Source organism: Streptomyces sp. NPDC028305, assembly GCF_055569495.1.
Genome location: NZ_JBVHTN010000003.1, coordinates 341,141 through 361,141 on the forward strand (window position 1 = coordinate 341,141; position 20,001 = coordinate 361,141).

Here is a 20,001-nt window from a genome sequence, read left to right on the forward strand (position 1 = left end):
CGTGGCCTAAAATCCTCCATTGCTGGTAAATTTCCGTCCTCGTGAAGCTCGTAACACTACGGCTCGAGGAGCCGCCCACCGTGGTCGATGCCGGCGTCGGGGTGCACGGTGTCTCCACCGCGCACGACGTCTTCCGGCTGCCCGACCTGTGGCAGCTACACCTGTACAACTACGCGGGCGAACTCTCCCTCGGGCAGTCGGTCCACGCCATCCGGCCCGGTCACGTCAGCCTGGTACCGCCGAACACGGAGGTACACTTTCACTACCGGGGCAGATCGGAGCATTTCTACGTTCATCTACGGCTTCACGATGGCGGAACCGCGCGGGTGGTACCGGTGATGCAGGACGCCGCGGCCAAGAGCACGCGCCTGGCCGATCTGCTCCGACACGCCGTGACGGCCATGCCGGCTTCTCCCTCCCGGGCCTCCGCCGAGGTCTGGGCCGCCCTGTGGCGCATTGCCGAGTTGCCGAGGAACGACGGAGCCGGGCGCCACCACCCCTTCGTCGCCGCCGCCCAGGGCTACATCGAGGAGCACCTGGCCGGCCCGCTGTCCGTACCGGACGTCGCTCGGGCCGTCGGAATCTCCCACACGCACCTGACGCGCGTGTTCCGTGCCGAGACCGGCCTCACGGTCGTGTCGTACGTCCGGCGCCGGCGCCTTCAACGCGCCCGCCACCTCCTTCTGTCGTCCACTCTGTCCATCACCGCCATCGCCGGGGCCGTGGGCATTGCCGACCTCCAGGCCTTCAACAAGGCCTGCCGCCGCGAGCTCGGAGCGAGCCCTCGTCACATACGTGCGGCCGGACACGAGAGAGCCGGCGACGAGGTACTCGCAACCTCCGGCGAGGTGATCTCATAGCCGAACTGGACGTCGCCGATGGTCTCGCCGCCGGGCAGCCCAGGTGCACTGGCTGCCCGCGCCGGATCCCCAGATGTTGTTGAAGAGCTTGTAGCCGTCGAGGCTGGTGCTGCCCCACTGGTCGCAGGAGTTCCAGACTGCCGCAGCCGAAGCGGGGGCGGAGGCGAGGCCGACGGTGGCGCCGAGAGCCATCGCCGGCGCGAGCACCGCCATGGTGATCTTGCGTGTTCTGCTTTTAACCAGGTGTCTCTTCCACGGGTGAGGGGAATTGTGGGGGGGTGCTACCACGCCCCCATGCTGAGGGCGTGGTCCTCTCCGGCGACGAGATCGATCAGCTCCGCCTCGCCGGACGGAGATCTGACTTCGATTCGGACGGTCCGAGTCGGCCTCAGGACCGCCGTCGCCCCGTCGGGCCCCCAGGTCAGTTCGGCCTCGGCGCCGAATCGCGTGCGCACGCCCGTGAGTCGGCCCGCCGGGAGAGCGGGCGGCAGCGCGGGCAGGAGGGCCAGTCGGTGGGGGGTCGACTGGAGCAACATCTCGATCAGTACGGCGGGCAGGGTGTGCGCGGCGTCCGCGTTGTAGACGTGGCGGTTCGGGTAGTGGGCGCTCATCAGGGAGGCGTGGAAGAAGTCGCCGTCCAGGACCTGGCCTAGGGCGTGGGCGACGCGTTCGCCGTCCCGGAGCCGGGCGGCGATGAGCGCGTGGTGGAGGTGGCCGTGCGCGGAGTCGTTCTCGGCGCCGCGCAGCTCGAGGGCGCGGTGGGCGGCGGCCGCGAGGTCGGGGGTGTCGTAGGGGGTGATCTCGTCGAGCGGCCAGACGCCGTAGAGGTGGCTGAGGTGACGGTGGTCGTAGGAGTCCAGGAGGCCGGGCCACGCCCATTCGGCGAGGGCGCCGTCCTCGTTGATCCGATGCGGCGGGAGCCGCTCGGCGAGAGCTTGCCAGCGGTCGGCTTCCGGGGTGTCCGAGTGGTAGTCGGCCGCCGTGAGCAGGGCGTGGCGGGCCGCTGAGAGGTCCATGGCGGCGTTGATCGTGCCCCAGCTCGCGCCTGCGGGGCGGTTCTCGGGTGAGTAGGAGGGAACGACGACGAGGTGGCCGTCGTCGTCGACGCGGGTGAGGAAGTCCTCGTAGAACAGGGCGACTTCGGTGAGGGCGGACGCGGTGCGCGGGTCGCGGGTTCCGTGGGTCTCGTCGTGGTCGACGAGCGGCTTGAGCAGCCAGTCGGCGCCCGCGGTCCACAGGTGCAGGGGGTACTCGCGGTTGAAGTGGTACGAGTGGCCCGACTCGCCGTCGGTGTGGGCGGGGGCGACCACGCCCCGGGCGCCGAAGACCGCGCGGGCGTTGTCGCGCCAGTCGGGGAGCTGGCGGTGAATCAGCGCGGCATGGGCCTCGGTGACCTCGGGAAGGGCGGCGGCCGCGGCGGAGGCGGTCTGGAGGTTGAGGTTGGCGTTGTTGGTGAACGCGCCCGACCAGGCGGTGTTCCAGTCGCCGGTCCACAGGCCGGTCAGGCGGGGCGGGAAGAGGCCGCCCGCGGACAGCAGGTGGTAGCGGCCGGCCGCGAAGAGGCGCTCCAGCAGGGCAGCGTCGCGCGGGGCCTTCAGCAACTCCGAGCCTGGCAGCGCCCGTTCGGCCGCGTTGGCGGCGAGATCGAGGGTGACTCGCTGATAGGCGGTGCGGTGGAGTGCGACGTGGCGTTCGAGGAGCTCGTCGTACACCGTCGGCAGGTCGCGCAGGGCCCGGCCTTCCACGGTCAGGTCGAGTTCGCCGGTGTGCCGCCGGACCCGGGTGAGGAGAGTTACGGAACGGGCGCCCTCGACGTGCGCGTGAGGTGGGGCGAGGGTCGTCGTGCCGCCGGTGACGACGACCAGGGTGACGCCGGTGAAGGCGCGGTCACTGTTGGGGTAGCGGGCGCGCAGGCTCAGCAGAGCGCCCTCGGGGGTGACGACGGCTCCGTGGCCGACGGCCAGGTGGGCGGGGGCGCCGGGGAGGCGGTGGTCCAGGGAGATGTCGAGGGTGAGGCCGGGCGCCGTGATGTGCTGGACGATCACGTCGTCGGCGCGGGAGACGAAGACCCGGCTTCTCCAGCCGGCGCAGGTCGCCCGTACGACGCCGGTCGTGAAGTCGACGTCGCGGCGGTAGTCGTGGCAGCCGGCGACGGGGCGGGTCAGACGGACTTGGAAGGCGGGGTGGAAGGGCCGTACCCACTGCATCGGACGGCCGTCGGTGAAGCCCTCCGCGGCGGTGCGGTCGCCTGCCAGGAGGCGGTCCTGTAGCGCGGGCAGTTCGGCGGCGAGCCGGGGCGGCCGGCGGTGCTCGCCGTCGCCGCCCGGCCGTACCAGGGTGTGATGCGTGACGACGACCCGCTCGGCGTCCGGTCCCCCGAACACAAGTGCGCCGTGATGGCCGTTGCCGCTCAGGAAGCCGTCCTCCCAGCGGGCGGCCGGGTGCGGCTCCCAGGTGCCGTGGACGGGCCCGTTGATCGCGGTCATGGCCGGAGCACCGCCACGCCGTAGCGGCCGAGGGTCACCCGGTCGGTGACGGCCTCCCCCGTCAGCAGGTCGTGGTGGGTGCCGGGCACCTCCACGGTCACCGGCTCGCGGCCGTGGTTGAGCACGAACAACACCTCGCCCCGGCGTACGGCCTCGACCTGCTCGGGGAGGCCGTCGAGCACCGGCCGGACGCCCGCGCCGGAGGCGATCCGGGCCAGCAGGTCGCGCAGCGCCTCCGGCTCCGGGAGCGTGGAGACGTACCAGGCCCGGCCCTTGCGCAGGACGGCGGGCAGTCCGTCGAGTTCACCGCCTTCGTACGGCACGCTCTCCTCGGCGGTGCCGTCGGCCTCCAGCTCCTCGGACCACAGGGACGCCCGGAAGCCCTCGCAGGTGACGGTCTCCCCGGCGCCCAGCGGCCACCACTCGTGCAGGGTGCGGATGCCGAACAGCTCGCGCAGCCGGGCGTCCATGCCGCCGGGGCGGACCCGGTCGTCCTCGTCTGCGACGCCGGTCTGGAAACCGCACACGAGGGTGCCGCCGCCGCGGACGTAGGCGAGGAGGTTGTCGATCGCCGCGTCGGTGAGCGCGTACAGCTGTGGAACGACGACCACCGGGTACGGCGTCAGGTCGTGCTCGGGGTGGGCGAAGTCGGTGGTGAGGTGCGCTTGCCAGAGTGCTCGGTGCCAGGCGCGCAGGACGTCCGGGTAGTCCGCCTGGGTGGACAGGCGGCCGTCCTGGGCGCCGGCCCACCAGGAGTTCCAGTCGTGCAGGACGGCGATGTCGGCGGTGCCGTGCCGGCCCGTGACGTCCGGGGCGATCCGCGCGAGGTCCGCGCCGAGCTGCTTGACCTCCTGATAGGTCCGCCCCTCCTCCCCGGCGTGGCTGACCATGCCGGAGTGGAACTTCTCGGCGCCCTGCCGGGACTGCCGCCACTGGAAGTAGCAGACGGCGTCGGCGCCCCGGGCCACGGCCTGGAGGGACCAGAGCCGGTTGAGGCCGCGTGGCTTGGGGTGGTTCACCCCCCGCCAGTTGACGGGCCCGGCCGCCTGCTCCATGAGCATCCACGGCCCGCGTGCCTGGGAGCGGGTCATGTCCTGGACGAGTGCGCCGCCCTGGGCGCCCAGCGGGTCGCGCGGGTCCGGGTAGATGTCGACGGAGACGACGTCCTCCTCCTCCGCCCAGCGCCAGGCGTCCTGGCCGAGCCACAGCGGCATGAAGTTGCTGGTGACCGGGAGGTGCAGGGTGTGGTGGCGGACGATGTCCCGCTCGGCGACGTAGCACTCCAGGAGCATGTCGGAGGTGAAGCGCCTGAAGTCCAGCATCTGACCGGGGTTGCGCATGTAGTGCGGCAGGCGGGGCGGCAGGATGCCGTCCCAGGTGTCGTAGCCCTGGCTCCAGAAGGCGGTGCCCCATGCCTCGTTGAGGGCGTCGAGTGAGCCGTACTTCTCGCGCAGCCAGCGGCGGAAGGCGGCTGCGGCCTGGTCGCCGTAGTCGAAGGTGCAGTACTCGTTGTTGATGTGCCACATGGTGAGGGCCGGGTGACCGCCGTAGCGGGCGGCGAGGTCCTCGGTGATGGCGGCGGCGTAGCGCCGGTAGGTGGCGCTGGAGTGCGAGAAGTGCTGCCGGCCGCCCCACCACTCGGTGCGGCCGTCCTCGGTGACGGGCAGGGTGTCCGGGTGCAGCCGCCCCATCCAGGGCGGGGGTGAGGAGGTGGGAGTGGCGAGGACGACGCCGATGCCGTTGTTGTGCATCAGGTCCATCAGCGTGTCCAGCCAGCCGAACTCCCGGGCGCCGGGCTCCGGTTCCAGCGTGGACCAGGAGAAGACGCCGAGGGTGACCGAGTTGACCCCGGCCGCGTTCATCAGCCGGACGTCCTCGTGCCAGGTCTCCTCGGGCCACTGCTCGGGGTTGTAGTCGCCGCCGAAGAGCAGGCGGCCCCGTGTCGCGTCACTCAGGCCGGGCATCAGGCGGACTCCCCGTACTGCACACCGCGCCCGTTGGTGGCGACGCACACCCGGTTCGGGTGGGCCGGGTCGACGGCCATGGCCTCCACGCCGAGCAGGTTCACATCGTCCCAGCCGAGGTGATCGGTCAGCGGGATCCAGCGGTCGGCCCGGTCCTCCCAGCGGTAGGCACCGCCGATGTCGGTGCGGGCGTAGGCGAGGCCGCGGACGGCGGGGTTGAAGAGGACGCCGGTGATGGAACCAGTGCCGCCCATGACGACGCTGCGCCACCGGTATCCGCTCTTCGCGACGGCCGTGGCAGCAGCGGAACCGGCAAGAACGGAACGTCTGCTGAAGTGAAACGTGCCCATGACATACCTCGGACTTGACGAAGGGAGAAGTTGAGCTGGGGCCAGGGGCTCCGGGACCTGCGCGACCAGCCACGGCAGAGCCGGGGGCGGCACACGACGGCCGGACCTACGGCGGGACTCGGAGCCCAGGGGGCTCAGCCCTTGATGGCTCCGGTGAGCATGCCCTTCTTGAAGTGCCGCTGGACGAAGGGGGAGGCGACCGCGACAGGGATCAGCGCGAGGACCATGACGGCCATCTGGAGCCCCAGAGAGGAGAGTTGTCCGGTGTGGACCGCCTGCTGGAGGCCGGTCGGGGCCTGGGTGTTCTTCTGGACCAGCTGGATGAGCACGTTCTGGAGCGGCATCATCTGCTGGTCGGTGAGGTAGATGGAGGCGTTGAACCAGGCGCTCCAGTAGCCGACCGCGTAGAACAGGGAGATGACGGCCAGTACCGCGCGCGACAGCGGCAAGATGATGGTCAGCAGGATGCGCAGGTCACTGGCCCCGTCGATGCGAGCGGACTCGGTGAGCTCGGGGGAGATCCCCATGAAGAAGGCCCGCAGGACGAGGATGTTGAAGACACTGACCGCGCTCGGCAGAACCAGCGACAGATAGCTGTCGGTGAGGCCCAGCGACTGCACCAGAAGGTACGTCGGAATGAGCCCGGCTCCGAAGAACATGGTCGCCATCATGGTCATCAGGAAGAACCGGTGCCCCAGGCTGCCCGGCCGGGACAGCCCGTAGGCCGCGAACACCGATACCGTCATCGAGAACAGCGTGCCGAAGAGCGTGACACCGACCGAGACCATGATCGCGCGGCTGACCTGGCCACCGCTGAGCAGTTCGGTGTAGTTGATGAAGGTGATGCCCTGAGGGATCACGACGAGGCCGCCGACCCGGTCGATCACGGGTTTGGGAGACAGGCTGGTGACGATCACGATCCACAGCGGACCGAGCACCCCCAGGCAGCAGAGCAGGAGGAAGCCGCCCTTGGCGGTGAGTCCGACCTTGCTCGGCGGCTCCTCCCAGGCGGGGCGGGCGGGAGCCTTCAGGCTGCGGATGAGCTGCGTGTTGACACTCACTTCTTGTACACCCCCTGCTCGCCGAGCAGGTGCGCGAACTTGTTCGCGCCCAGGACGAGACACACTCCGATGACTCCCTTGGCGAGGCCGACCGCGGCCGCATAGCTGAAGTCGCCGTTCTGGATACCCATGTTCCACACGTATGTGTCGAGGACCTCGCTGGCCCCCGCGCCGACCGCGTACCGCTGGAGCAGGAACTGCTCGAATCCCACGCTCAGCGCGTCGCCGACCCGCAGGACCAGCAGCAGGGCGATCACCGGGCGCAGCGCGGGCAGCGTGACATGCCACATGCGTCGCCAGCGCCCCGCGCCGTCCATGGCGGCGGCCTCGTACAGGTCGGTGCTGACGGCGGACAGGGCCGCGAGGAAGACGATGATCCCCCAGCCGGCGTCCTTCCAGACGGCCTGCCCGATGACCAGATACTTGAAGAGGTCCGCGTTGGTCATCAGGTCGAAGCCGCTCCACCCGTGCTTCTCCAGGGTCTGCGCGATGATGCCCGCGCCACCGAGGATCTGCTGGAACACGGTGATCACGAGGACCCACGAGAAGAAGTGCGGCAGATACATGATCGCCTGCGCCACGGCCCGCACCCGGGGCCGGATCACGCTGTTGATGACCAGCGCGAGGACGATGGGGACCGGGAAGAACAGCACCAGTTGGAGCATGAACAGGACGATGGTGTTCTTCGTGGCGCTCCAGAACAGCGGGTCGTCGAGCATCCGCGAGAACTGCTCCACGCCCACCCAGGGGCTGTGGAAGATCGCCGTGATGCCGTTGCTGGAGACGTACGGGTCGTAATCCTGGAAGGCGACGACGTTGCCCAGCAGGGGGACGTAGTTGAAGAGGAGGAGCAGGACGATGACGGGCAAGGTCATCAGGATGAGCGCGCGGTCGCGGCGCAGCCGGATCCGCCAGGGGACCTTGCCCGCCTTGCCGGCCTTGCTCGTCCTGCGTGGCGCCCGGTCCTTCGCCGCCGCGGAGGCGACCGCGGCCGTCGGCTCCTCGACGGCCGCGGGGGGACGGGTCCCGTCAGGCCTGCTACCGGCCGTGATGGACATCAGTTGCCGCTGCCGTTCTTGTCGAGGAGCTTCTTGTACCAGTCGCGCAGCTTGTCGCCGCCTGAGGACCTCCAGGTGGAGATGGCCTGCTGCACATCGGACAGCTTCTTGTGGCCCCGCACGTAGTCGATCTGCAGTTGCTCGAACTGGCTGGTGAGGCTGGCGTATCGGGTCGGCTCGACGATGTTCATGCCGTACGTGGACGTCTTCTTCATGAAGGCGCCCATCCGCTGCTGCCACTCGGCCTGCTTGCGGGCGACCTCGGGGAAGTCGGGGTGGGCGAAGTAGGGAGCCGGGGCCGCCAGCATCACCCAGGCGTTGATCACCTCGGAGTTGCCCCGGTCGTTCTTGACCGGGACGCCGTCCTTGACCGTGTAGTGGGTGCCCTCGACGCCGTAGTCGACGAGCATCCGCTCCTTGGTGCCGTAGGGCGCTGCCGCGAAGTTGGCGGCGGCCAGCGCGTTCTCCACGGTCTCCTTGGAGGCGCCCTTGCGGATCATCGACCAGATGGTGGCGGGCGCGGAGGCGTACAGCGTCGGGTTGCCACCGTCGGCGCCGAAGATGTCCATGGCCTCGATCTGGAAGTCGGGGTTGGCCTTGGCCTGTTCGGCGGTCTTGACGTACCAGGCGGAGGCGTCGCTGGCGTAGACCAGGATCTCTCCGGCGGTGAACCGCTGGCCCGCGTCGCCGGTGCGCGCCTTGTCGTCGGGATGGACCACGCCGGCATCGAAGAGCTTGCGGGTCCACTCCAGGGCCTCAAGGTATTCGGGCCGCTCGAAGCCGTACCTCAGCTTGCCGTCGTCATCGATGTTCCAGCCGGGGCAGGCGCCGAAGATGCTCCCCGAGACCCAGGCTATGTCGCCGCAGGCGTACACCTTGGCCCTGGCGCTGGTGGCGTCCTTGGCCCAACTGAGGAACTCGTCGGCCGACTTGGGTACGGTGTAGCCCTTCTTGTCGAAAATGTCCTTGCGGTAGTAGGGCATGATGAACGTCGCGGGGGCGGAGGGCATCGGAATGCCGCGCAGCGCGCCGCCGAAGATGGACATGCGCCAGGAGTCGGAGGGGATCGCGGCCAGGTTCGGGTACTTCTTGACCTTGTCGCCCGCCAGGTAGGGGCCGAGGTCCATGAACTTCGCGCTCACCGCGTTCGGGATCTTGTTGCTGACCATCTCCCAGCTGGGCACGACCACCATGTCGGGTATGGAGCTGGAGGCGAGGACGGCGCCGAGCTTCTCGCCGTAGGTGGTGCCGTCCTGGTTCTGCCAGGTGACCTTGGTGCCCGCCGCCGCATCGACCCCCTTGTAGTACGCACACCCGGGCTTCGGAGGGGTGCCCCAGAACGGGGACATGATCTTGATGGGAGCGCCGGTACCGAGCTTGTCCGGGACCGAGGTGGCAAGCGCCGCGAGGTCGACCTTGCTGGTGTAGCCGGCTGACGAACCGTTCTTCGACGGCAGGTCCGGCTTGGCGACCGTGCTGGCGACGTACGTCGGGATCAGCTTGTCTGCGGCCTTGCCCGACGTGGCACCCTCTCGCGAACCGTTGTCCGAACCCCCGCAGGCGGTGAGCAGCGGCATCCCACCGGCCACCGCTGCGGTGGCGACCGCTGTGGAGGCGAGGAAGCTTCTCCGGCTGGGTCCTGAGGAGATGGAGGCGGCATTCGGCGTCATTGCGTCAACCCTTCATGGCGCACCTGGACACTCGGCGGTGGCCGTCGGCTGTAGTGTCCTGAGTGGAACTCGCTGAGCTGAAGCAGTCCTCCGACCACTTACCGAGGAGCACCCACCACACAGGGCGGGTCGGCCTCTTAGTCGAAGCGCTTCGATGTTGCTGCGAGGTTAAGTGAAGGCATGAGGGCGCACAAGAGTCGATTCCAAGATTCCTCCGAGGTGTGGAGGACCCGACCACGCCTAGATCTCACCTGAATAACAGTCAGGAGTCAGAGATATTGCGCCGGGGAGACTTGACACCCACCCCCGGGTCGACTGAGCATCGAAGCGCTTCGAAAGCGCCTCACCGCTCCACCGCAAGGGGACCCCCAAGTGACCGCACACACGCCGCCAACTCCGCCTTTCCGTGATCGGCAACTGCCGTTCGCGAAGCGCATCGACGACCTTCTGTCGCGGCTCACCCTCGACGAAAAGATCGGATTCCTGCACCAGTTCGCGCCCGCCGTGGAACGGCTCGGCGTCGCCGCGTTCCGCACCGGCCAGGAGGCCCTGCACGGCGTGGCCTGGATGGGTCCGGCCACCGTCTTCCCGCAAGCGGTGGGCCTGGGCGCGACCTGGAACACAGATCTCGTACGACGGGTCGGCGAGGCGGTGTCCAAGGAGGTCCGGGCGATGCGCGCCCGGGACGACCGCGTGGGGTTGAACGTCTGGTCCCCGACCGTGAACCTGCTGCGCCACCCTCTGTGGGGCCGGAACGAGGAGGGCTACTCGGAGGACCCGAAGCTCACCTCGGCCATCGCCACCGCCTACACGCACGGCCTGCGCGGCGAGCACCCGACGTACTGGCGCACCGCGCCCGTCCTCAAGCACTGGCTGGCCCACAACAACGAGACGGGCCGCGACGTCACGTCCTCCTCGGTCCGCCCGCGCGTCCTGCACGAATACGACCTGCGCGCCTTCCGCGAAACGGTCGAGGCGGGCGCCGTGGCCGGTGTGATGCCGGCGTACAACCTGGTCAACGGCCGCCCGAACCATGTCTCGCCATATCTGCGCGAGCATCTGCGCACCTGGACCGACGAGGACCTGCTGGTCTGCTCGGACGCGGGCGCGCCCTCCAATCTGGTCGACTCCGAGCACTACTTCGACACCCACGAGGAGGCGACGGCCGCCGCTCTGCGGGCCGGCGTCGACAGCTTCACCGACCACGGCACCGACAGTTCGCAGATCACCGGACGGGTCCGCGGCGCCCTGGAGCAGGGCCTGCTGACCGAGTCGGACATCGACGCGGCGGTCCGCCGCCAGCTCTCCGTCCGCTTCCGCCTCGGCGAGTTCGACCCGGAGTACGACCCGCACGCGCGCACCACGGACTTCGACACCCCGGCCCACCGCGCCCTCGCCCAGGAGGCCGCCGAGCAGGCGGTCGTGCTGCTCAAGAACGACGGCGGCCTGCTGCCGCTCGCCCCGGACACCCGGCTCGCCGTGGTCGGCCTGCTCGCCGACGAGTGCAAGCTCGACTGGTACAGCGGCACGCTTCTGCACCGCTGCACGCCGTTGGCGGGCCTGCGCGAGCGGTTCGGCTCGGAGCGCGTGCAGTTCGCGGAGGGCGTGGACCGGATTCTGCTGAAGACCTCGGCCGGAACCTTCCTGCATGTGCCCGAGGCGGACGCCGAGGACGAGGTTCGCGGCGTCGAAGGCGCCCTCGACCCGGCCCTGCTCGCGGGCCGGACGGACCTGCCCCCGCTCACCACCGACGCGACCGGCACCGAGCTCTCCCTCATCGACTGGGGCGAGGGCGTGCTGACCCTGCGCGCCCCCGACGGCCGCTACCTCTCCGTCGCCGAGGACGGCCATGTCCGAGCCTCCGCGGACCAGCCCGGAGGCTGGGTCGTCCAGGAGACGTTCCGCCTGGAACCGCACGAGAACGGGCACCTTCTTCGGCACATCGGTACGGGTCACCCCGTCTCCGTCGCCGCCGACGGCCTCAAGGTCGCCGACGGCGACGGGGAGATCTTCGAGGTCGTCGTCGTCGAAAGCGGCGAGGACGCGGTGAGCCAAGTCGCCTCGCAGGCGGACGTGGTCCTGGTGGTCGCGGGTAACGATCCGCACATCAACGGACGCGAGACCGAGGACCGTACGACCCTGGCCCTCCCCGGCCACCAGGAGCGCCTTCTGCGCGCGGCCCGCACGGCCAACCCGAACACGGTGCTGGCGCTGGTGTCGGCGTACCCGTACGCGGTCGACCACGCCGAGGTGCCGGCGCTGCTGTGGACGGCCCACGGCGGCCAGGCGGCCGGCAGCGCCCTGGCCCGGATCCTGGCCGGCGACGTCTCCCCCGCCGGCCGCCTCCCGCAGACCTGGTACGCCGACGACTCCGACCTGCCCGACCTCCTCGACTACGACGTGATCGCTGGCCGCCAGACGTACCTCTACTTCGAGGGCACGCCTCTCTTCCCGTTCGGCCACGGCCTGTCGTACGCGTCCTTCTCCTACGAAGGCCTCACGACTCGCGTCGAGGACGGGACTCTGCACGTGTCCTTCACGGTCGGCAACACCGGTGACGTCACCGCGGAGGAGGTCGCCCAGCTCTACACCCGGGCCATGGAGCCGTCCGTGCCACGGCCCCGCAGGGAACTGGCCGCGCACCAGCGTGTGACGCTCGCGCCCGGCGAGGTCACGGAGATTGCCTTCCGGGTGCCGATGTCGGCGTTCGCGTTCTGGGACGTGGCGCAGGGACGTCTGCGGGTGGCACCGGGCCTCCACGAGATCCTCGTCGGAGCGTCCAGCGAGGACATCCGCCTGGTCCAGACCGTCGACCTCGACGGCGAGCCGTCCGTCCCCCGGCCGGTCATGGTAGGCGGCCTGGACGCGGTGGACTTTGACGACCAGAGCGACACGGAGGTCGTGGACCGCGCGAAGACCTCCGGTGACTCCGTCGCTCCAGTGGCCGGCGTGGAGGGCGAGCTGGTATTCCGTGACTGTGATTTCGGAGAGGGGGCTGCCGGAATCACGGTGGAGGCCGCGGGTGAGGGCACGGTCGAACTCTCGCTGGGTGACGGTCCGGTACTGGCAGTGCTCACGCTGTCCCCGGGTACGGCCGGGCCCTACGACTACTCCACGGTGGGCGTCCCCGTCGTCGTGGCGGCCGGTGTGCACGACGTCCGCCTCGGACTGCGTGGCCCGGTGCGGCTCGCGCGCGTCACCTTCTCCGTCTGAGTTCCGCATCGACCCCATGTGCGCGGGAGTCGCCGCACAGGAGTCCGGCACCGGAAGGCTCGGTGCCGGACTCGGCTTCTTCAGCACTGCGTGGGACCACCGGCTCTCCAGCGCACACCATCGCGACGATCGACTACGACACCCTGAACCGCGCCCCCAAGGACCGCTACCACTGGTACCGGGGGCTGATCACCGCGCACCGCGCGCGGACGGAGGAACCTGCCCGATGAAGTTCACAGACGGCTACTGGCTGATGCGTCCGGGCTGCACCGCCCGCTATGCCACCGAGGTCGCCGACATCCGCGCCGATGACCACCGGATGACGCTGTACGCACCCGTGAAACACGTGAGCCGACGCGGGCAGACCCTCAACAGCCCGCTACTGACGGTGGAGTGCTGGTCCCCGGCCGAGGGAATCATCGGCGTGCGGACCACCCACCATGCCGGATCGGTCCGCCGGGGACCGGAGTTCGCGTTGCCCGGCGCCGGTGCGGACGTCGGCAAGGTATGCCGGGACGGAGCGGTGCTGGAGCTGTCCTCCGGCGAACTGACGCTGCGGGTGGATACGGAACAGCCGTGGCGGCTGGAGTTCACCGCCGGCGGACGCGTGCTGACCTCCGCCGGCGAGCGCGGTACCGGTTTCGTCACCGACGCCGAGGGCCGCCACCACATGCTCGGCCAGCTCTCCTTGGACGTCGGAGAGCTGGTCTACGGCCTGGGGGAGCGTTTCACCCCGTTCGCCAAGAACGGGCAGAGTGTGGATATCTGGCAGGCCGACGGCGGAACCAGCAGCGAACAGGCCTACAAGAACGTCCCGTTCCATCTGACCAACCGTGGATACGGCGTCTTCGTGAACCATCCCGGCAAGGTCAGCTACGAGGTCGGCTCGGAGTCGGTCGGCCAGGTCCAGTTCAGCGTCGAGGACCAGTCGCTGGAGTACTTCGTCGTCCACGGCCCGACCCCGAAGCAGGTCCTGGAACGCTACACCGCGCTCACCGGCCGCCCGGCCCTGCCGCCTGCCTGGGCACTGGGCCTGTGGCTGACCACGTCCTTCACCACCGACTACGACGAGGCCACGGTCGGCCGCTTCATCGACGGCATGGCCGAGCGCGGCATCCCGCTGAGCGTCTTCCACTTCGACTGCTTCTGGATGCGCGCGTACCAGTGGTGCGACTTCGTATGGGACGCGGAGACCTTCCCCGACCCGGCCGGCATGCTGAGCAGGCTCAAGCAGCAGGGGCTGCGGATCTCCGCCTGGATCAACCCGTACATCGCGCAGAAGTCGGCGATGTTCGAGGAGGGCATGCGCGAGGGCCACCTGGTGCGGCGCCCGGACGGCAGCGTGTGGCAGTGGGACCTGTGGCAGCCCGGCATGGCCCTGGTGGACTTCACCAACCCGGCCGCGCGCGACTGGTACACCGGCAAACTGAAGACGCTGCTCGACCAGGGCGTGGACTGCTTCAAGACCGACTTCGGCGAACGCATCCCCACCGACGTCGTCTGGCACGACGGCTCCGACCCCGAGCGGATGCACAACTACTACACCCACCTCTACAACCAGGCCGTCTTCGAACTGCTGCGCGCCGAGCGAGGCGAGGGCGAGGCGCTGCTGTTCGCCCGCTCCGCCACGGCGGGCGGCCAGCAGTACCCGGTCCACTGGGGCGGCGACTGCGAGTCCCACTTCAACGCCATGGCCGAGTCGCTGCGCGGCGGGCTCTCCCTCGGCCTGTCCGGCTTCGGTTTCTGGAGCCATGACATCGGCGGCTTCGAGGGCACCCCGACCCCGGCCGTGTTCAAGCGCTGGGTGCAGTTCGGGCTGCTCTCCTCGCACAGCCGCCTGCACGGCAGCAAGTCGTACCGTGTGCCGTGGGACTACGGCGAGGAGGCCGTCGACGTCACCCGCGAGTTCACCCTGCTCAAGCACCGCCTCGCCCCGTACCTCCAGCGCGCCGCGCAGCAGGCGCACACCACCGGTGTCCCGGTGATGCGCGCCATGGTGCTGGAGTTCCCCGACGACCTGGCCGCCGCCACCCTCGACCGGCAGTACATGCTCGGCGACGACCTGCTCGTCGCCCCGGTCTTCACCGACGACGGCACAGTCGAGTACTACGTACCGGAAGGCACCTGGACCAATGTACTGACAGGGGCTCAGGTCACCGGTCCGCGCTGGACCCGTGAGCAGCACGGCTTCCACACCCTGCCGCTGCTGGCCCGCCCCGACTCGGTCATCGCGCTGGCAGCCGACGACCAGCACCCGGTCTCCGCCTGGGCGGACGGCGTCGAACTGCGGGTGCACGCCTTCGCCGACGGCGCCGAGCGCACCGTGGTGATTCCCAGCACCGACGGCCCCGGCGAGACGGCCCGCTTCCACCTGCGCCGCCAGGGCGGCCACCTGCACGTGACCACCGACAGCCCGCACCCGTGGCAGCTGCGGACCGGCGGCCCGAACGCAACCGTGCACACCCGGCCCGCCGGCACCTCGGAGGCCCACCTGCCGTACCCGGCCTGAACCCGACAGCCAGGGCGGGGCCCCTGCAGCCCGGACTGTCTGATGGCCGAGGTGTCCCGGGTCGCGCCGATGTGCTACCCGCGGGGCAAGTTCCGTATGGGTGTGGGGACGGCGGGTAGGGCTTCGTGACACCTACTCGCCGTCGGCGGCGCGCCGTCCGACTCGGCGGAACCCTCCGCGAGTACCAACATGCAGCGCGACCAGCGCGGACAAGATTCTTGGCACCCACACCGTTCCGCGGAAGGCAGGGGCGAGGGATTGCACCAACGACAAGGCAGCGCAAAAATGAGCAGAGTATTACATGACCATGTCAGCACCACGGACGTATCCCGCTTTCCTTGATCATGGAAAGGGTGCACATTGTCCTCCTCCGTCAGTCGACGCCGGCTGCTGCAGGCCGCCGGGGCCACGGCTGTGGCCTCCGCCGCTGAATCCGTCGTCGGATCCTCCCCCGCCCGGGCGGAAAGCGCCCCTGCCCGGGCCGGGATCGGGGTGTCCGCCTATCCTTTCGAACTCGGTCAGGTCCGGTTGACCGCGAGCCGATGGCTGGACAACGAGAACCGCACGCGGAACTACCTGCGGTTCGTCGATGCCGACCGGTTGCTGTACAACTTCCGGGCCAACCACCGGTTGCCCACCCATGGTGCCGCCTCCAACGGCGGCTGGGACGGGCCGACGTTCCCCTTCCGCACCCACGTGCAGGGGCACTTCCTCAGCGCGTGGGCGCAGGTGTATGCCGTGACGGGGGACACCATCTGCCGGGACAAGGCTGCCTACATGGTGGCAGAGTTGGCCAAGTGCCAGGCCAACAACGGCGCCGCGGGGTTCAACGGCGGGTACCTGTCCGGCTTCCCCGAGTCCGACTTCAGCGCTCTCGAGGCCGGAACCCTGTCCAACGGCAACGTGCCGTACTACGTCATCCACAAGCTCCTGGCCGGCCTGTTGGATGTGTGGCGCCATATGGGCAGCACGCAAGCCCGTGACGTGCTGTTGAGCCTGGCCGGATGGGTCGACTGGCGCACCGGTCGGCTGAGCGGCCAGCAGATGCAGTCCATGCTGGGCACCGAGTTCGGTGGCATGAACGCCGTGCTGTCCGACCTCTACCTCCAGACCGGCGATTCGCGATGGCTCACCACCGCGCAACGGTTCGACCACGGCGCGGTGTTCGACCCGCTGGCATCCAATCAGGACCGGCTGAACGGACTGCACGCCAACACCCAGGTGCCCAAGTGGATCGGCGCCGCCCGGGAATACAAGGCCACCGGCACCACCCGCTACCGGGACATCGCCACCAACGCCTGGAACATCTGCGTCAACGCGCACACCTACGTCATCGGCGGCAACAGCCAGGCGGAACACTTCCGCCCCCCGAACGCCATCGCCGCTTACCTGAACCAGGACACGTGCGAGAGCTGCAACACGTACAACATGCTCACGCTCACCCGGGAGCTGTTCACGCTGGACCCGGACCGGGTCGCGTTGTTCGACTACTACGAACGGGCGTGGCTGAACCAGATGATCGGCCAGCAGAACCCGGCCGACAACCACGGCCACGTCACCTACTTCACCCCGCTCAACCCGGGGGGCCGACGTGGGGTGGGTCCGGCGTGGGGCGGTGGCACCTGGAGCACCGACTACGACAGCTTCTGGTGCTGCCAGGGCACGGGCCTGGAGATGCACACCAAGCTGATGGACTCCGTCTACTTTTCCAGCGACACCACGCTGATCGTGAACCTGTTCGTGCCCTCGGTGCTCAACTGGTCACAGCGGGGGATCACGGTCACCCAGACCACGTCGTACCCCGTCAGCGACACCACCACCCTCCAGGTCACCGGCAACGTCAGCGGCACCTGGGCCATGCGCGTCCGCATCCCGAGCTGGACCACCGGGGCCACCATCAGCGTCAACGGCACGACGCAGAACATCACCACAACACCCGGCAGCTATGCCACCTTGACCCGTTCCTGGACCTCCGGCGACACGGTCACCGTGCGCCTCCCCATGCGGATCATCATGCGGCCGGCCAACGACAACGCGAACGTCGCCGCGGTCACCTACGGCCCGGTGGTGCTGTCCGGCAACTACGGCAACACCTCGCTCAACTCCCTCCCGTCGCTGAACACGTCCTCGATCACACGGACCAGCAGCACCTCGCTCGCCTTCACCGCCACCGCCAACGGCTCCACCGTCAACCTGGGCCCGTTCCACGACGCGCACGGCCACAACTACACCGTCTACTGGAACGCCAACGGCCGGGGCGGAGTTGAGCAGGCCGCCGAGTAGCTGTCGCCGTCGGACTACGGCAGCGGGCAGGGGGTGACGCTCGGGTGGTCGTCGGGTGCTCGTAGGTCGAGGCTGCGGTGGGCCCGTCCGGTGTGGCGAAGAGGCGTCGTAGCGCTTCGGTCCGTACCCACGATGAAGTTCACAAAGGAGAGGAACCCCAGCCGGCGCAGGCTTGGGGTTCCTCGAGGCGGTGACTATCGGGCGGTCAGCAGGTGGAAGTTGCCCATGCCGTAAACCGCTCGTCTACGCGCCGGCAGACCGCACAAATCGCGATCACCGTGGATCAGGCAGGTTAGCGCTGCAGGGTAAGGACACCCGGCCGCCAGGGCAGTTGGTCGTAGGGACCGCCCGCGGAGGGGGACTTGCCCTGGTAGAGGAACTGCAGGTTGCAGGGGTCGATGGTCATGGTCTGGTCGGAGTTGTTGCGGACCAGGTCACCGTGGCTGATGTCGTTGGTCCAGGTGGTACCGCTGTTGGCCTTGCCCGCGAAGGGATTGCTTTCGCTGCTGGCCTGCGGAGTCCACGAACCGCTCAGGCTGGAGGCCGTGAACGAGCGGAAGTAGCGCCCATTCGCACCCATCGCCTCAACGATCATGAGGTACTGGTTCTGGTCCTGAAGCTTGTAGACCTGCACCCCCTCGAACAGGTTGTTCGTGGAGTCGCTCATGATCGTCGTGTACGACGAGCCGAAGTTGCCCGGGAAGTTCCCGATCGGCATGCTCGCTCGGTAGATCTTGCCGTTGTCACCAGCGAAGAACAGGTACATGTTCTGGCCGTCACCGATCAGGGTCTGGTCGATCGGGCCGGTGCCGGAGCCGGAGATGCTACCGGTGAACAGCGGCTGCGGCGAGGACCAGCCGTTGGGATTGGTGGGGTCGCTCGACGTCCGGTAGATGAAGGGCCACGCACCCCACTGGTACGCCAGCACCCAGATGTTCTTGGGCGCGAAGTAGAACAGCGTGGGCGCCACCGCGGCCTGGCTCATCCCGGTCTGGCCGGCCGACCCCATGTCCGACCAGTTCGTGAAGGGACTGAACCTCATCGAGCCGTAAGACGATCCCGACACGTTCGACGCGTAGACCAGGTGCTTGCCGTTGTACACCACGTTGGTGAAGTCCTTCAGCGAGACCCACCCGTTCGCCGACTGCGCCAACACGCCCGTCGACGTCCACCGGTACGTCGACGGAAGAGAACAGGCGCTGGTGGCCGCCTGAGCCGGGTTGGCGACGAGCGTCGCCGCCAACGAGGCCAGGGCCGCAACCGCGGCTGCGAGCACCGCAGGCAGACGTTTGCGGCTGGAATTTCCTCTGCGCATGAGGACCTCTTGATTTTTGAGTAAGCGGTTCCGGTTGGCCCCGCCAGAGGCTGTCCGGACTGTCGATGTGGTTGCGGTTCGTAGCGGTCCGTGGGCACCGGACCGACCCCTTGAGGCTTCTCGGTCCTGCAGGACCTTCTGACACACCGGTGGCGCCCTGGGCCTTCGGTTGCGGTGGGCGCGGCCGGGGTCGGCTTGGTTCAGGGCGTGGACAGCTCGAACCGTGTGAGGCGGACCGAGCCGCCGAGCGCCGGGGTGGCGTGGTTGAAGGGGCGAACCGGTAGCCCGTGAACAACCGCCAGTCGTTGCCCGTGAAAAAGTCGGGTCCGAGGCAGGTGAACGTGATGCCGTCGATGCTGCGGGAGAAAGTCCCGGCGTGCCGCGCCGGGGCGGATGTCCGCGCTGACGCGCAGCCAGATGCAGCTCCCCGGAACGGTCCGCGCTCGCGAGCTCGAGGCCAGTGCCGACGGTGTTCCAGTTGCTGTCCATGGTCAGCCCGCTGACCATCGCCACCCGCATGGCTCCGCCCCGGCGCTTGACACCGATCCACGCGGAGGAGTCGCGCAGCGGCGCGAGTCCGGCCCGGTCACCGTCCCGCACCGCGGAGTGGTCGAGCTGGACCGTGGCGGTGGCGGTGAGGCCCTGGATGCGGCCGGTGGCGGCCCCCAGCGCACGACGACGGGAGAGCTGATGAAGCCATGACATCTGCATGAGCGGCATGCTCCTTGCGGCTCGGCCGTTTCGGTGGGCGTGACGGAGGTGCCCTGCTGTGCGGGTGGAGCAGCTCTATATGTTCGCGATATCGAAAAAGCGTCGACGTGTCGAGCAATCTGGATGGTAGGAGACCGGTGAGCGGCGTCAATACCTCTCGCAAGATTCGCGAGCAACGCCGAAATATTTCGCAGGACTTTATGGATGAACGCCGCAGGTCAAGCCGATCGAATGGCCGAGCTGGGCGGATGGACAGCCCTTTGGTGCCGGAGCGAAGCCGGCCTCGTGGATAGTGTTGACATGGCCGGTCGCCTCTCCAGTCCCGCACTGCGCGAGGATGGCGTCCAAGATCTGCTGTTCCAGGCCGTGGGCGATCAGCCGGTCGCGTCGGCCTCGCCGCTCGGGTAGGCGCTCTCGCGTAGTCGGTGGTTCACGCGTCATGATGTCGACCGCGCTGCTGCGACTGTGCCCCTGCCGGAAACCTCATCCATGCAGGTCACGCCGCATGTTGGTATGCGTGG

At 68.9% G+C, this 20,001-nt stretch carries 9 protein-coding genes and 4 pseudogenes; 5 read left to right on the forward strand and 8 right to left on the reverse strand.

Translation table 11 applies throughout. The annotated features are described in order from the left end of the window. Nucleotides 1–41 precede the first annotated feature (41 nt). Nucleotides 42–860, forward strand: a complete 819-nt coding sequence (locus ACZ4WQ_RS12880) for an AraC family transcriptional regulator (protein WP_398372323.1) — start codon at nucleotides 42–44, stop codon at nucleotides 858–860. A 281-nt stretch (nucleotides 861–1,141) separates the two neighbouring features. Here the strand turns inward: ACZ4WQ_RS12880 and ACZ4WQ_RS12885 are convergent, their stop codons facing one another. The 6 genes and pseudogenes from ACZ4WQ_RS12885 to ACZ4WQ_RS12910 form a co-directional block, all read right to left on the reverse strand. Beyond that, nucleotides 1,142–3,346, reverse strand: a complete 2,205-nt coding sequence (locus tag ACZ4WQ_RS12885; RefSeq protein WP_398372320.1) for a glycosyl hydrolase family 95 catalytic domain-containing protein — start codon at nucleotides 3,344–3,346, stop codon at nucleotides 1,142–1,144. Next, nucleotides 3,343–5,310 carry a beta-galactosidase gene (locus ACZ4WQ_RS12890; RefSeq protein WP_398372318.1) on the reverse strand — a complete coding sequence of 656 codons (1,968 nt, stop codon included), beginning with the start codon at nucleotides 5,308–5,310 and terminating at the stop codon, nucleotides 3,343–3,345. The genes ACZ4WQ_RS12885 and ACZ4WQ_RS12890 overlap by 4 nt, the downstream gene beginning before the upstream one ends. 38 nt (nucleotides 5,311–5,348) lie before the next feature. Further along, a pseudogene (locus tag ACZ4WQ_RS12895) lies at nucleotides 5,349–5,660 on the reverse strand (1,4-beta-glucanase); the annotation flags it as partial. Nucleotides 5,661–5,794: 134 nt separating this feature from the next. Further along, entirely contained in the window at nucleotides 5,795–6,721 is a 927-nt protein-coding gene (locus tag ACZ4WQ_RS12900; protein ID WP_014182541.1) for a carbohydrate ABC transporter permease, read from the reverse strand. Next, a complete protein-coding gene (locus tag ACZ4WQ_RS12905; protein WP_398372316.1) occupies nucleotides 6,718–7,779 on the reverse strand; it encodes an ABC transporter permease in 1,062 nt (353 codons plus the stop codon). The genes ACZ4WQ_RS12900 and ACZ4WQ_RS12905 overlap by 4 nt, the downstream gene beginning before the upstream one ends. Further along, on the reverse strand, nucleotides 7,779–9,449 hold the full coding sequence (locus ACZ4WQ_RS12910) for a type 2 periplasmic-binding domain-containing protein (RefSeq protein ID WP_398898494.1): 1,671 nt from the start codon (nucleotides 9,447–9,449) through the stop codon (nucleotides 7,779–7,781). The genes ACZ4WQ_RS12905 and ACZ4WQ_RS12910 overlap by 1 nt, the downstream gene beginning before the upstream one ends. Nucleotides 9,450–9,821: 372 nt before the next feature. Here ACZ4WQ_RS12910 and ACZ4WQ_RS12915 point away from each other — a divergent pair, with 372 nt between their 5' ends. The 4 genes and pseudogenes from ACZ4WQ_RS12915 to ACZ4WQ_RS12930 form a co-directional block, all read left to right on the forward strand. Continuing rightward, a complete protein-coding gene (locus tag ACZ4WQ_RS12915; protein ID WP_468022192.1) occupies nucleotides 9,822–12,662 on the forward strand; it encodes a glycoside hydrolase family 3 C-terminal domain-containing protein in 2,841 nt (946 codons plus the stop codon). Nucleotides 12,663–12,724: 62 nt separating this feature from the next. Further along, the gene (locus tag ACZ4WQ_RS12920; protein WP_398372310.1) at nucleotides 12,725–12,892 is read left to right on the forward strand and encodes a hypothetical protein; all 168 of its coding nucleotides are present in this window, start codon (nucleotides 12,725–12,727) and stop codon (nucleotides 12,890–12,892) included. Further along, the gene (gene yicI / locus ACZ4WQ_RS12925; RefSeq protein ID WP_468022193.1) at nucleotides 12,889–15,171 is read left to right on the forward strand and encodes an alpha-xylosidase; all 2,283 of its coding nucleotides are present in this window, start codon (nucleotides 12,889–12,891) and stop codon (nucleotides 15,169–15,171) included. Before ACZ4WQ_RS12920 ends, yicI begins: the two co-directional genes overlap by 4 nt. A 360-nt stretch (nucleotides 15,172–15,531) precedes the next feature. Then, nucleotides 15,532–17,424: pseudogene (locus ACZ4WQ_RS12930) on the forward strand (glycoside hydrolase family 127 protein); the annotation flags it as partial. A 322-nt stretch (nucleotides 17,425–17,746) separates the two neighbouring features. Here the strand turns inward: ACZ4WQ_RS12930 and ACZ4WQ_RS12935 are convergent. Both ACZ4WQ_RS12935 and ACZ4WQ_RS12940 read right to left on the reverse strand, forming a co-directional pair. Next, a pseudogene (locus ACZ4WQ_RS12935) lies at nucleotides 17,747–18,649 on the reverse strand (non-reducing end alpha-L-arabinofuranosidase family hydrolase); the annotation flags it as partial. 320 nt (nucleotides 18,650–18,969) lie between these two features. Next, nucleotides 18,970–19,426: pseudogene (locus tag ACZ4WQ_RS12940) on the reverse strand (beta-xylosidase family glycoside hydrolase); the annotation flags it as partial. Nucleotides 19,427–20,001: the final 575 nt, after the last annotated feature.